Genomic DNA, 14,360 nt, shown 5'->3' with positions numbered 1-14,360 from the left:
ACAGAGTGATTAGTTTCCCAATAATGTTGATTTAAGCATAAAGTTTGCTATTTTCAATTAATGAATTCTGTTTTGTTTAATTTATATATAATTTTGGATTGTTGTTTTTTTCTGAAAATGTAATTATATATTTGTTAAATAAGGATTTTGGTTAAATAAGGATTTTAATGTAAGGGAACTATATTGTGGTCAGAAACATTGTGGTTAGAAACGTGTTTTCAATAAATAGTTAGCTATGCTTCTGGGGATTAATGAAAGGCTCCTGCCTTTCACTGGTGGCCAGCCTTTAGCTGGGCAAATTTGTTCCCGACGAATTTGTCATCCCCTTGCCGTCGCACTGCATCTTAAAATCCATTGGGTATATACCAATTTAACCTCAAGATACTGGTTTATGATGTTAAATAATCGTTTTAAATCAATGCGATAAAATTTATTCGTCATGCACCTTCTGGTTTTTTGAGTATATACGTTATTAAATGCGTTTTAAAACCAGAGTTGATTTATTTTTACCTATTGAAAGTTTTCCTTCAGTGTGGATGAAATCAGTTAATATTGAAACTCTGTTAGATTTTTTATCTTTGTATTTGGGAAACCAATTGTCGTTGTAAATTTATGTAATCTGTATAATTCATTTTTTTAAATTATTATTCTAACTAATCCGTTTCAATGCAGAGCATTATTCTTTAAATTATTTGTTTTTTGGTTTTTGTTGAAATTATTCATTGTGAATGCAATGTTATTGTTTACCGTTATAATCACTTTAACAGATAGAGTTTAAGGGAGTTAATAATATTAATTTTTTCTTTAATTTACTGATTTTAATTGAGTTTAATGTATTCTTCCTTTTTTAAATAAAATGGGTGTTTATATATTGTGATAAAAATGTGATTCAAATCCTATAAATTGACTAATTGTGTTACAGGCTATTATTCTGTATTGGATTTTTATATTCAGCATATTATGCTTGCGAATATTTTTCACCGATATGGATAGGGGGCAGAATGAGGGTCCTGATTTTAGGCAGTGGTGTTATTGGCGTAACTAGCGCATGGTATCTTGCACAGGAAGGACATGAAGTTATCGTAATTGATCGCCAGAATAGTGCTGCTGAAGAAACCAGTGCCGGTAATGCTGGTCAAATTTCTCCAGGTTATGCAACACCTTGGGGGGCACCGGGTATTCCGCTGAAAGCAATAAAGTGGATGTTCCAGCGTCATGCGCCTCTGGCTATTCGTCCAGATGGTTCGCTGTTTCAAATCCGCTGGATGTGGCAGATGCTGCGTAATTGTGATGCAAGCCACTATGCCATGAATAAAAGCAGAATGGTCCGATTGGCAGAATATAGTCGGGATTGCCTTAAACAATTAAGGGCAGATACGGGGATTGAATATGAGGGTCGCCAGGGAGGAACCCTGCAACTATTCAGGACAGCCAGGCAGTTTGATAATGCTGCCAATGATATTGAAGTGCTGGAGCAGGAAGGTGTTCCTTACCGGTTATTGACCGCTGAGCAGTTGGCAACAGTGGAACCGGCTCTTGCTCATGCCTCCCATAAATTGACTGGCGGGTTACAACTTCCGAATGATGAAACGGGGGATTGCCAGATTTTTACCAAGGAACTGGCAAAAATGGCAGAAAATATCGGTGTGAAGTTTATATTCAACAAGCAGGTTGAGCAGATTTTAGTGGACGGAGACAAGATCACGGGTATCCGATGTAATGGTGGTGTCATGACTGCGGATAGTTATGTGGTAGCGATGGGCGCTTATTCGACAAATATCTTGAAAGATCACGTCAACATTCCGGTTTATCCAATGAAAGGTTATTCATTGACCATGCCAATTACTGATGAGTCAAGAGCACCTGCTTCAACTGTGCTGGATGAAACTTACAAGATTGCGATTACCCGTTTTGATAACCGAATTCGTGTTGGTGGTATGGCTGAAGTGGTCGGCTTTAATCTGAATGTTCCTCAGAACCGCTGTGAAACACTGAAAATGGTTGTGCAAGATCTTTACCACAGTGGTGGTAATATTACGGAGGCTTCGTTCTGGACAGGCTTACGTCCTATGACGCCAGATGGGACGCCTATTGTTGGCCCAACCAAATATCCGAATCTCTATTTAAATACGGGTCATGGAACACTGGGCTGGACAATGGCCTGTGGTTCAGGGAAGTTGTTGTCGGATTTAATTTCTGGCAAAAAAACGGATATTGCGGCAGATGATCTTTCTGTATTCAGATATATCAATGGATTCAATATAAAAGCGCTTCCAATGAAGCCTTATTTACATACTGCGTAAACTAAGAAGAGGTCGTCATGCCACGTCCTATTTTGGCAACGATCCATCTCAATGCGCTCCGCCATAATTTGGCTGTTATTCGCCAAAAAACCGATAAGAGTAAAGTCTGGTCGGTGGTAAAGGCGAACGCATATGGGCATGGGTTGGACAGAGTATGGCAATCACTCATGCAGACAGATGGATTTGCACTGCTTGACATGAATGAAGCTATTTATTTAAGGGAACAGGGATGGCAGGGACCAATCCTGCTATTGGAAGGGTTTTTTAAATCGAGCGATGTGCAGATCATTAATCAGTATTGCCTGACAACCGCAGTACATAGTCATTGGCAGCTTGAGGCGATAGAAAAAGCCAAATTGGACAGGCCCATTGATATTTATCTAAAGCTTAATAGCGGAATGAATCGGTTGGGATTCACTCCCGAAGAATATCCACAGGTAGTTTCAATGGCGAAAGGGATTACAAATATCAATTCAGTGACTTTAATGACCCATTTTCCCAATTCGGATAATGAAATCGGTGTTGAAGAACAATTAGCGGTTATTGAACGTTTGCAGATGACTTCTCTTTCTCATTGTCTGGCAAACTCTGGTGCTGTTTTGTGGCATCCTGAGACGCATGGGGATTGGATCCGACCGGGCATTATCCTTTATGGTGCTTCTCCCAGCGGAAAGTGGCGTGATATTGCGAATGTAGGGTTGAAAGCAGCCATGACATTACAAAGTGAAATTATTGCAGTTCACGAGCTTCCCAGCGGGAACAAAATTGGCTATGGCAGCCGTTATACGACTCAGCAGACTATGCGTGTAGGTACAGTAGCATGTGGTTATGCAGACGGATATCCACGGCACGCCCCGACAGGTACTCCCGTTATGGTTGATGGCGTCCGTACTCGGTTATTGGGTGCTATATCAATGGATATGCTGACAGTGGATTTGACCCCATGTCCACAGGCAGACATAGGCAGTATTGTCGAGTTGTGGGGGGAAAACTTACCAGTGGATGAAGTTGCAGAATCCTCAGGAACCATAGGTTATGAACTCTTATGTGCATTAGCGAGGCGTGTCCCTGTTATTGTTGATTAACAGTCTTCTTATGAGTTTTTTCAGGCATTTCTCTTTATCTGAATTGGTAGTTGAACCAAGGTTCAAGAATAGCTCAATCTTTTGAAAATATAAATTTTATAGAGATAAATATAAAAGCCATCTGTGAACAGATGGCTTTTGAACGTGGACCATCCCCTTAAAATCTATTGGGTATAAAACTCAATTAGTTAGAGATATGAGCGATCAGATCCAGAACTTTGTTAGAGTAACCTGTTTCGTTGTCATACCAAGAAACCAGTTTGACAAAGTTGTCGTTCAGGGCGATACCTGCTTTTGCATCAAATACAGAAGTCAGTTTTTCGCCGTTGAAATCAGTGGAAACAACATCATCTTCAGTGTAACCCAAGATACCTTTCAGCTCGCCTTCTGCCGCCTCTTTGATTACGTCACAGATTTGTGCGTAAGTTGCTGGTTTTTCGAGACGTACAGTCAGGTCAACAACAGAAACGTTAGGAGTAGGAACACGGAAGGACATACCAGTCAGTTTGCCGTTCAGTTCTGGAATAACTTTACCCACTGCTTTTGCTGCACCAGTAGAAGATGGAATGATATTTTGTGCTGCACCACGACCGCCACGCCAGTCTTTAGCGGAAGGACCGTCAACGGTTTTTTGGGTAGCAGTTGTTGCATGGACAGTAGTCATCAGACCTTCGATGATGCCGAATTTGTCATTGATAACTTTAGCCAGTGGAGCAAGGCAGTTAGTAGTACAGGATGCGTTGGAAACGATTTCTTGACCTGCATAGGCGTTATGGTTTACACCCATTACAAACATTGGTGTGTCGTCTTTGGATGGGCCGGTCAGAACCACTTTTTTCGCGCCCGCAGCAATGTGTTTACGTGCGGTTTCGTCGGTCAGGAAGATACCAGTTGCCTCAGCAACTACATCAACATCCACTTCGTTCCACTTCAGGTTAGCTGGATCTCTTTCAGATGTAACGCGGATGGTTTTGCCGTTAACAACCAGCTGACCGTCTTTAACTTCAACAGAACCGTTGAAGCGGCCGTGGGTTGAATCGTATTTCAGCATGTAAGCCATGTACTCTGCATCCAACAGATCGTTGATAGCAACGATTTCAATGTCTGAACGTTCTTGTGCAGCACGGAAAACAATACGGCCAATACGACCAAAACCGTTAATACCTACTTTGATAGTTTTGATAGTCATAGTATTCCACCAGCTATTTTTTAGTGAATTAAAAGTTGTTTCTAAAGTTACCAAAATCTTGTCAGCCGTCAAGCGGAATCGTGTCAACAATTGAAAAAGATTAATCAGAATTACTACCGAACGCTTGCTGTACAGCTGTGACAAGCTTTACGCGCACTATTATCGGGGTATAGGGATATATTTAAAGTTACCATAGATTAGATATGTGAGAGTTATCACAATTAGTAAAGTAAATTGCTGTGTTGAATGGGTTAGAATGCATTTTGACATCATGATGTTACTTTTTTGTTGTTTTTGATGATTTTTTATTGAAAATATTGGTCTTCAAAGGTGGTCATTATGGCTAAAAATCAAAATATTCCTCTTTCCATAGAACAGCTTAATGCAATGCAGCATCATGTTACTCAGGAAGCAGGTACTGAGCCGCCATTTTCAGGAAAACTACTGCACAATAAAAAAAGTGGTACTTACCATTGCCTGTGTTGTCGTCAAGCCTTATTCGTTTCTGATACTAAATTTGATTCTGGTTGCGGATGGCCGAGTTTTTACCAGTCGATTGATGATGAATCTATCACTTATCTTGATGATTATTCTCATAATATGCATCGAATAGAGGTGCGTTGCAGCTATTGTCAGGCTCATTTGGGACATGTTTTTCCTGATGGGCCTAAACCAACGGGAGAACGCTTTTGCATTAATTCAGCATCATTGCGTTTTGTTGATAAAGAAACTGGTGATGAAACAGCAGGTTAATGTTATTACTGAAGAAAAATGTTTCAGCGCAAATATAGCCGTTAAGGAAGTATCGATGAAGTTGGATGATTTACTCTCTGCCATGACACCGGAAATTTATCAGCGATTGATTCAGGCTGTTGAATTAGGAAAATGGCAGGATGGTGTACCACTTACGCCCAAACAGAAAGAACATAGCTTACAGGCAGTGATGCTTTGGCAAGCTAAATATAATCATGATCCTGAGCATATGACGATTGGTACAAATGGTGAAATTACCATAAAAAGCAAACAAGAGCTAAAAGCGACCTTCCGCTCTGAAATGGTTGCCAAATTAAAACCTCAGTCAGAAGATTGAATTAAACTGTAGTGAAAGCCTTCCCCTGGCATAAGTGGGGATAGATAATGTCTAGAGCCTAATAGGATAGGTTCTTGGCTTGTTTATAAAAGGGTTATTACTTCACTTTGTGAGATTAATTTGGCGCCTTTTGCGGCCATGTCTTCGAGTGCGTGTTTGCTGTCATTGGCATGAATATTGACACCACGGCAACCATCGACAATCACATAGGTTTCATAGCCCAGCATTAAAGCATCAAGCACAGTAAATTTGACACAGTAATCGGTGGCGATGCCCAACACAAATAGACGCTGTATATTCTGTTCCTTTAACCACCCATGTAAACGGGTTTTGCTTTTATAATCATTATCAAAAAAGGCACTGTAGCTGTCTATCTGAGGATTCTCACCTTTTCGGAAAACTTCTTGGATCGCGGATTGATTTAATGTGGGGTGGAATTCTGCGCCAAATTGCCCTTGTACACAATGAATAGGCCACCACACTTGAGGAATGCCATTGAGTTCGCCCAATTCACCGGTTTTCTGCCCAGAATTTGCCGCAAAACTCATATGGTTGGCTGGATGCCAGTCCTGACTTGCGATAATAGCAATGTTTTCCTGATTAGTGTCTCTCTGACATAGCGCAATGATTTCATTTACAACCTTAATGGCAGTATCACTCTCTTTGACTGCCAATGCGCCTCCGGTACAGAAATCATTTTGCAGATCGATAAGCAATAATGCTGTTTTCATCATATCGCTCGATTTACCTAATTTATTATTCATCGGAATAGCTTAATTCCCCACGCAGATTTTGTTGCATCAGGTGGCGTATGTCTTCAGCTGTATAGGATTGGCTCAATAAATAGTGCAGTTTAGTTAAGGCTGCTTCGAAAGTCATATCATAACCACTGATGATACCTGATGTCGCCAAAAAGTGCCCAGTAGCATAGCCTTCCATATTGACCCGACCAGAAATACATTGTGTCAGATTTACTACGATGATCCCTCGTTCGGTTGCTTCTTTCAATGTTTTTAGCAACGCAGAACACTGGGGCGCATTGCCAACACCATATGATCGTAAAATTAATGCCTTGACGGGCTGCATAAGGATATTTTCAACAACCTGGCTGGATAATCCAGGATAAATGGTCACAACACCAATTGGTTGAGACGTGATGGGTTTTACAACAAATTCTCTGTGGTTGGTTGGTATGGGAGTTGTTTTGAAGGTGCGGATATTGATTCCTGCTTCCATCAGTGGTGAGTAATTAGGGGATGAGAAAGCATCAAAACCGTCCGCGTGGGCTTTGATCGTTCTGTTACCACGAAACAATTTATTGTTGAAAAAAAGGCTGACTTCATTGATAGGATAATTGGCTGCAAGATAGAGCGCATTAAGTAGATTGGTCTGCCCATCAGAACGCAGGGCTTCCAGAGGAATTTGTGACCCTGTCACAATGACCGGTTTGTTCAGGTTCTCAAACATAAAAGAGAGTGCTGAAGCAGTAAAAGCCATGGTATCCGTGCCATGCAGGATAACAAAACCATCATAATCGTGATAATTCTGATAGATATCATCTGCGATGATACCCCAGTCATCAGGATTCATATCAGAAGAATCAATCAGGGGTTGATGCTCACGGATCGTAAATGTTGGCATTTCCGGGCGGTGAAATTCGGGCATTTTGGTGAGCTGTTGTTGTAAATGACCAGAAACGGGAATGTACCCATTGGGGGAGTGCTGCATCCCGATTGTGCCGCCAGTGTAAACAACATAGATGGATTTCTTCTGCATGATCATGCCTCGATAAACATATTTAACCGGATTGGATTATAGGGTGTGTGTAGAATAAAAAAAGCCTGATGGTGAGATCAGGCTTCATTTTTGGTAAAAACGTTGTCAGCTATTTTTAATGAATATCTGCGCAATTCAGGCAGAATGTATAAATATTTTGCGGATCATTCATATTCTTATAAAAAACAGCCTGCTTTTTCAAGCCTTGGGTCATTTTGGGAAGTGGTACCGGAAGCGCGTATTGCAACATATTTGGCAGCAGGGCCTGTGTTGATGCAGTTAGTTCAAACATCATTTTTTCAGAGAACGATAATTCAGGTTGCATCCAGTCCAGTGAGACATTTTTTATGCCTGCTAATTCAGCGGCTTTTTTGACAGCATCATCAAAATCACCTAATTGATCGATTAAACCATGTTTTTTAGCCTCAAGACCGTTCCAAACACGCCCCTGAGCAATACTATCAATTTCATCTACAGATTTATTGCGGGCTTTAGCAACCAGTTTAATAAATTTATTGTAGCCGTTCTCAATAGACAGCTGTATTACGTCTGAGTAATCTGAATTCAATCCTTTGATTGAAGAAGAATCTGCCAGTGAAGAGGTTGAAATCCCGTCTGAGTTTACGCCAATATAATTCAGGGTTTTTTCAAAGGAGTGGATAATACTAAAAACACCGATCGAACCCGTTAATGTGTTTGGGTCAGCAATGATAGCGTTAGCAGGAGTGGAAATCCAGTAACCGCCAGATGCTGCCGCTCCGCCCATTGAAACAACAATAGGTTTTGTATTCTTACCATTATTTTCTTTATCGTCACGAATGGCGATAAGTTCGGCGCGGATAATTTCAGATGCGCTAATACTGCCGCCAGGGCTATTTACCCGTAATATAACCGCTTTTATGTTGGGATTAAGGTGTGCTTCACGCAGCTGTTCTGTGATGGTATCGCTGCCCACAGTGCCTGATAGTTGTTTACCGTCTAAAATCGGGCCTTCCACAATAATGACGGCAATGTTGCCCTTGTTATTGTCTGAGTCTTGTATAGGCTTTTTAGCAATGTAGTCATTAATACTGATATAATTGAAATGTTTTTGTTCTTTATCCCAACCAAAGATATCCTTCATTTTCTTTTCAACTGCGCCGCGCGGCTCAATATGGCTCACCAGTTTGTTTTGATATGCATACAGTGAAAAATCACCACCAGCTTTACGGAATTTTTCGATAAAGTTGGCGGTGCCAGGGAAAACTTGGTCGGCAGGAATATGTCTATTGACGGCAATGGTATTTAAGTAATTGTTCCAGGACTCGTAGACCCAAAGGCTGTCGGCTTCACGTGCTTCTTCTGACATATTATTCCGCAATACAGGTTCTACTGCCGATTTATAGGTGCCTACACGGAAAACATGTGTGGAAATTTTTAGCGAGTCTAATAATGACTTATAGTATAAATGGTCGGTTGAAAAACCATGAATATCTACTATTCCTTGTGGGGACAAGTATATTTCATTCGCGAAGCTGGCTAAATAATATTGTGATTGTGAGTAACTATCATTGATTGCAAAAACAGGTTTACCTGTTGCTTTAAATTCGTTAATGGCTTTACCAATATATTTCATTGAAGGCCAGTCTGCTCCTGCGAACTCATTCAGCTTTAATACCATACCGCTAATTTTAGGATCATCTTTGGCTCGGCGAATACTGTCAACAACGTCAAATAAAGAGGTTTCTTGAGGATTGCTATTGTAAGAGCCAAAAATATCTTTGCCTAATTGTTCAAATGGATTGCGGGCGGATGCACGATCAAGAACAATCCCCGATAAATTGACATATAACGCCCCATGATAACTATCATTGCGTTTAGATTGTTGTTTATAAACAATTAAGCTAATAACAACAATAACAATCAGCAGGATAAAAATAAGGTTAGAAATGAGTTGGCGAACAAAATTTAGCAGTTTCCAACACCATTTAAATAGCGCTGCTATAAAATTCCATAAAGTACGCATATTATCTCCAATGATGGGGTCAAATGAGGGTATCCTAATCAGCTCATCTGTAAATGTCAGCTGAAAATCATGTAAATGATGGAAAAAGTGGTTTCTGTACTTTCATTCGTTAACAAATAAACAGAGAATGTTGAGCCGTGACAGATTATCTTATTCAGGAGAAGAAAATGAATGCTTTGAAACTTTTGTTGAATCGTCGTTCAGCTTCGCGTTTAACGATACCAGCTCCAGAAGGCCATGAACTAAAAAATATTTTGGCAGCAGGGATGAGAGCGCCCGATCATGGGGCATTGCGTCCCTGGCATTTTATCGTGATGTACGGAGAAGGTATTAATAAATTCAGCCAGTTACTTGAGAAAGCGGCAATTGAGGGTGGATTAGGAAAAGAGGTAGAAGAAAAAGCGAAAAATGCACCTTACCGTGCACCTATGATTATCACAGTTATCGCCAAAGTGGTTGAACATACAAAAGTACCTGCATGGGAACAAGTCGTTTCAGCAGGTTGTGCGGTTCATGCCATGCAGATGGCCGCGGTGGTTCAAGGGTTTAATGGTATATGGCGTTCAGGCTCATGGACGGAAGATCCAATCGTCAGAGCAGGTCTGGGATGTGAGGAAAATGATAAAATTGTAGGATTCCTCTATTTAGGCACGCCAGAACTTAAAACACCTGCAAAAGTAGCAACGCCAGATTTGACGAACGTCGTCAGTTACTTTTAACTGGAGTGAGCAATGTCAACTGAAATCCGTCTGACTCAATATAGCCACGGTGCCGGATGTGGCTGCAAAATTTCCCCCAACGTATTGGAAACTATCTTGCATAGTGAGCAGGCAAAATTTTTCGATCCTAATTTGCTGGTGGGTAATGAAACCCGTGACGATGCTGCCGTCTATGATATTGGTAATGGTACAGGTATCATTAGTACTACGGACTTCTTTATGCCGATTGTTGATGATCCGTTTGATTTTGGTCGTATTGCTGCGACTAATGCCATCAGCGATATTTACGCGATGGGAGGAAAACCAATAATGGCGATTGCGATTCTCGGCTGGCCAATTGCTAAGTTGTCACCAGAAATTGCTCAAAAAGTCATTGAGGGTGGGCGGGCCGTTTGCAAAGAAGCGGGTATTTCCCTTGCCGGGGGGCACTCTATTGATGCTCCCGAACCCATCTTCGGTTTGGCAGTGACTGGTGTCATTGATATTGAACAAGTGAAACGTAATAATCAGGCAAAAGCAGGGAGCCTTCTGTTCCTGACTAAACCTTTAGGCGTTGGTGTATTAACTACGGCTGAGAAGAAAGGATTGCTTGAATCTGAACATCAAGGTATTGCAAAAGAAATCATGTGCCAATTGAATAAGTCGGGAACGGATTTTGCAAGAATTGATGGTGTTACGGCGATGACGGATGTAACGGGTTTTGGCCTGTTAGGGCATTTGAGTGAAGTTTGTGCAGGCTCGGGTGTTCAAGCAACGGTCAGATTTTCACAGATTCCAAGATTGCCTGATGTTGATATTTATATTGAAAAAGGTTGCGTACCCGGCGGCACAGGACGCAATTTTGATAGTTATGGGCATTTAATTGGAAAAATGACTGCCCGCCAGCGTCATCTTCTGTGTGATCCACAAACCTCGGGTGGTTTATTACTGGCGATTTTGCCGGAAGCCGTGGAAGAGGCGGAAGCCATTGCGCGGAGCCACAATATCGATTTGGCTGCTATTGGTGAACTGACTGTATCATGTTTAGACAGAGCACTTATTGAAGTTATTGAATAAATTCCATGCGTCTTTTTATTGCAGAAAAACCTAGCCTCGCGAGAGCTATAGCGGATGTTTTACCGAAACCCCATCGACGTGGGGACGGGTTTATCGAATGTGGGAATAACCAGTTTGTTACTTGGTGTGTCGGTCATCTATTAGAGCAGGCTGAGCCAGATGCTTACGATAGCCGTTATGCCCGCTGGGTATTGGCTGATCTACCTATCATTCCTGAAAAATGGCAGTTAAAGCCACGGGCTGCCGTGGCAAAGCAACTCAATACGATTAAATCCCTGTTGGAAAAGGCGAGTGAAATTGTCCATGCAGGAGATCCCGATCGTGAAGGGCAATTACTGGTAGATGAGGTACTGGATTTTTTGGATCTGGATGCCGAAAAAAAACAGAATGTTCAGCGTTGTCTGATAAGTGACCTGAATCCTCAGGCAGTCATAAAGGCAATTGAACGTCTGAGGAGTAACCGAGAATTTGTTCCTTTATGTGTTTCTGCATTGGCCAGAGCCAGGGCTGATTGGCTTTATGGCATCAATATGACCCGTGCTTATACGTTATTGGGACGGAATGCAGGCTATCAGGGCGTATTATCAGTTGGACGTGTTCAGACCCCGATTCTGGGGTTGGTCGTTCGTCGTGATGAAGAAATAGAGCATTTTGTGCCGAAAGATTTCTTTGAAGTCAAAGCGCATATCGTTACACCAAGTGAAGAACGATTTACGGCTGTATGGCAACCAAGTGAGTCTTGCATTGATTTTCAGGATGAAGAAGGGAGAATTATTCATCAGCCACTAGCAGAACACGTCGTAGCACGAATCACTGGACAACCGGCCATTGTCACTGCGTATCAGGATAAGCGCGAATCCGAAACAGCACCGCTGCCATTTTCGCTCTCTTCTTTACAGATTGAAGCGGCTAAGCGTTTTGGCTTGAGTGCTCAGGAAGTGCTTGATATTTGTCAACGACTCTATGAAACCCACAAATTGATCACTTATCCACGTTCCGATTGTCGTTATTTACCGGAAGAGCATTTTGCAGGACGTCATGCGGTTTTGAAGGCTATTTCGATTCATTCATCACTTTTATTGCCACAAAATTCATTGGACACGGAGAAAAAGAATCGTTGTTGGGATGATAAGAAAGTTGATGCACATCATGCGATTGTTCCTACTGCGCGTAGCAGACCAGCCAATCTGACACAGAATGAAAGCTACATTTATAATTTGATTGCCAGGCAATATCTGATGCAATTTTTCCCTGATGCAATATTTCGGAAGTGTACGATTGAGCTTGATATTGCAGGTGGAAAATTCATTGCCAAAGCACGCTTTCTGGCAGAAGCGGGTTGGAGAACCTTGCTTGGCAATAAGGAACGTGATGAGGAAAATGAAGGTACTCCATTACCTGTTGTCGCTAAGGGAAATGAGCTGTTGTGTGAGAAGGGGGAAATGGTGGAAAGGCAGACGCAACCACCACGCCCTTTTACTGATGCAACATTATTATCTGCCATGACAGGAATAGCGCGATTTGTGCAGGATAAGGCTTTGAAAAAGGTATTGCGGGCAACTGACGGGCTGGGGACCGAAGCAACCCGAGCAGGAATTATTGAACTGCTGTTCAAGCGAGAGTTTTTGTACAAAAAAGGGCGTTATATCCATGCTACACCTGCGGGTCGGGCTTTGATCCATGTATTGCCGGATATGGCCGTATTACCCGATATGACGGCTCATTGGGAATCTCGTTTGACGCAAATCAGCGAAAAGCAATTTCGTTATCAGGATTTTATGTTGCCTCTTCAGGAAATATTGCAACAATTAATCTGGCAGGCAAAACAGTATCGTAATCTAAAAGCGTTTAGAGACTTACCTCCTGTTCCAGTAAAAGGGAAAAAGGGAAAACAGGCGAAATCCGGTAAGAATAAGTCGAAGACAGCTAAAGCCGATTAGATATATACCCAATGGATTTCAAGATGCAGCACGACGGCAAGGGAATGAACCCCCAGGAGCATAGCTAACTATGTGACTGGGGTGAGTGAGCGCAGCCAACAAAGCTGCAACTTGAAAGACGACGGGTATAACCGAAATGAGAAACACAGTACCGTCAATGACCGTGCTGTGTTTCTTGTCTGGTAATTATATTTCAAATGTTGTCCAAACAGGGGCATGATCGGACGGTTTTTCCATGCTGCGGATAGCATAATCGATACCAGAAGAGATACACTTTTTAGCCAATGGCCGACTGGCAAGCAGTAAATCAATGCGTAATCCACGATTATCGTCAAAACCTTTTGAGCGATAATCAAACCAGGAAAATTGATCATTGGTTTCAGGATATTGAACCCGGAAAGTATCGACGAAGCCCCAGTTTTTAAGGCGTTCCATCCATTCCCTCTCTTCAGGTAAGAAAGAGCACTTTCCAGTTTTTAACCAGCGTTTTTGATTATTTTCTCCGATCCCAATATCAAGATCGCTTGGGCTGATATTCATATCCCCCATAATCAGGATGTTTGATTCTGGAGAGTGATTATTTTCTAGATAGGATTGTAGATCCTGATAGAACTTCTCTTTTGCAGGAAATTTAATCGGATGATCACGGCTTTCACCTTGTGGAAAATAACCATTGATGACAGTTAATAAACCGAGCGGTGTTTCGATATCGGCCATAATAATACGGCGTTGAGCATCACCATAGTCAGTAGGGAAACCTTTACGAACATCGATCGGTTTTTCGCGGGTAAACAGGGCGACACCATAGTGTGATTTTTGACCATGATAGAAGACATGATAACCCAGCTTGTTTACCTCTTCTAGGGGAAACATTTCATCATGGACTTTTATTTCTTGTAATCCGATAACATCTGGTTGGTGTTGTTCGACAATGGCAGCAAGTTGATGAGGACGTGCTCGCAACCCATTAATATTGAATGAGACAAATTTCATATCGTTATAATCACCTTTGGAATATGCTATATTTTAATATTAACAGATATAAGTAAAACTGTAACTATTTATTAAATAATAAAATTTACCTAATTATCTTGATATCTGGCTATTTTACTCTTATATATAATACTATATTGAGTATAATACGCTAGTTATCCAAAAATTTGAGTGACGAATCGTTTTTAAATAATAAAAATCACA

At 41.4% G+C, this 14,360-nt stretch carries 12 protein-coding genes; 7 read left to right on the top strand and 5 right to left on the bottom strand.

All coding sequences use genetic code 11. The features are described 5' to 3' along the window. The first annotated feature begins 1,001 nt into the window (after nucleotides 1-1,001). Together BM329_RS08520 and dadX are read left to right on the top strand one after the other, a co-directional pair. The gene (locus BM329_RS08520) at nucleotides 1,002-2,303 is read left to right on the top strand and encodes a D-amino acid dehydrogenase (RefSeq protein WP_092551677.1); all 1,302 of its coding nucleotides are present in this window, start codon (nucleotides 1,002-1,004) and stop codon (nucleotides 2,301-2,303) included. A 17-nt stretch (nucleotides 2,304-2,320) separates the two neighbouring features. Then, nucleotides 2,321-3,388 carry a catabolic alanine racemase DadX gene (dadX, locus tag BM329_RS08515; RefSeq protein ID WP_092551674.1) on the top strand — a complete coding sequence of 356 codons (1,068 nt, stop codon included), beginning with the start codon at nucleotides 2,321-2,323 and terminating at the stop codon, nucleotides 3,386-3,388. Between the two features lie 184 nt (nucleotides 3,389-3,572). Here dadX and gapA read toward each other — a convergent pair whose 3' ends face one another. Next, nucleotides 3,573-4,577 carry a glyceraldehyde-3-phosphate dehydrogenase gene (gene gapA, locus BM329_RS08510; protein ID WP_092551671.1) on the bottom strand — a complete coding sequence of 335 codons (1,005 nt, stop codon included), beginning with the start codon at nucleotides 4,575-4,577 and terminating at the stop codon, nucleotides 3,573-3,575. A 339-nt stretch (nucleotides 4,578-4,916) separates the two neighbouring features. Between gapA and msrB the strand changes: the two genes are divergently transcribed. Together msrB and BM329_RS08500 are read left to right on the top strand one after the other, a co-directional pair. Further along, nucleotides 4,917-5,330 carry a peptide-methionine (R)-S-oxide reductase MsrB gene (msrB, locus tag BM329_RS08505; protein ID WP_092551668.1) on the top strand — a complete coding sequence of 138 codons (414 nt, stop codon included), beginning with the start codon at nucleotides 4,917-4,919 and terminating at the stop codon, nucleotides 5,328-5,330. Nucleotides 5,331-5,385: 55 nt separating this feature from the next. Further along, nucleotides 5,386-5,667: a YeaC family protein gene (locus BM329_RS08500; RefSeq protein WP_092551730.1), complete on the top strand. Its 282-nt coding sequence runs from the start codon at nucleotides 5,386-5,388 to the stop codon at nucleotides 5,665-5,667. 83 nt (nucleotides 5,668-5,750) lie between these two features. Here the strand turns inward: BM329_RS08500 and pncA are convergent, their stop codons facing one another. The 3 genes from pncA to sppA form a co-directional block, all read right to left on the bottom strand. Further along, entirely contained in the window at nucleotides 5,751-6,398 is a 648-nt protein-coding gene (gene pncA / locus BM329_RS08495) for a bifunctional nicotinamidase/pyrazinamidase (RefSeq protein ID WP_177216230.1), read from the bottom strand. A gap of 25 nt (nucleotides 6,399-6,423) precedes the next feature. Next, entirely contained in the window at nucleotides 6,424-7,443 is a 1,020-nt protein-coding gene (gene ansA / locus BM329_RS08490) for an asparaginase (RefSeq protein ID WP_092551662.1), read from the bottom strand. A 115-nt stretch (nucleotides 7,444-7,558) separates the two neighbouring features. Beyond that, nucleotides 7,559-9,448: a signal peptide peptidase SppA gene (gene sppA, locus BM329_RS08485; RefSeq protein WP_092551659.1), complete on the bottom strand. Its 1,890-nt coding sequence runs from the start codon at nucleotides 9,446-9,448 to the stop codon at nucleotides 7,559-7,561. Nucleotides 9,449-9,615: 167 nt separating this feature from the next. On the opposite strand from sppA, the gene BM329_RS08480 reads away from it, so the two are divergent. From BM329_RS08480 to BM329_RS08470, 3 genes are read left to right on the top strand one after another with little or no spacing between them, the layout of a single operon-like run. Then, complete coding sequence (locus tag BM329_RS08480; protein WP_092551656.1) at nucleotides 9,616-10,167, top strand: NAD(P)H nitroreductase; 552 nt, start codon at nucleotides 9,616-9,618, stop codon at nucleotides 10,165-10,167. Between the two features lie 12 nt (nucleotides 10,168-10,179). Continuing rightward, the gene (gene selD, locus BM329_RS08475; protein ID WP_092551653.1) at nucleotides 10,180-11,223 is read left to right on the top strand and encodes a selenide, water dikinase SelD; all 1,044 of its coding nucleotides are present in this window, start codon (nucleotides 10,180-10,182) and stop codon (nucleotides 11,221-11,223) included. Nucleotides 11,224-11,228: 5 nt separating this feature from the next. Continuing rightward, nucleotides 11,229-13,163 (top strand): DNA topoisomerase III, encoded by a 1,935-nt coding sequence (locus BM329_RS08470; protein ID WP_092551650.1) that lies wholly within the window; start codon nucleotides 11,229-11,231, stop codon nucleotides 13,161-13,163. Nucleotides 13,164-13,349: 186 nt separating this feature from the next. Here the strand turns inward: BM329_RS08470 and xthA are convergent, their stop codons facing one another. Then, nucleotides 13,350-14,156: an exodeoxyribonuclease III gene (gene xthA, locus BM329_RS08465; RefSeq protein WP_092551647.1), complete on the bottom strand. Its 807-nt coding sequence runs from the start codon at nucleotides 14,154-14,156 to the stop codon at nucleotides 13,350-13,352. Nucleotides 14,157-14,360: the final 204 nt, after the last annotated feature.

This window comes from Xenorhabdus koppenhoeferi (assembly GCF_900116635.1).
Classification (GTDB): domain Bacteria; phylum Pseudomonadota; class Gammaproteobacteria; order Enterobacterales; family Enterobacteriaceae; genus Xenorhabdus; species Xenorhabdus koppenhoeferi.
Note: the sequence above shows the minus strand (reverse complement) of the source record. Positions and strands in the feature narration are given on the sequence as shown.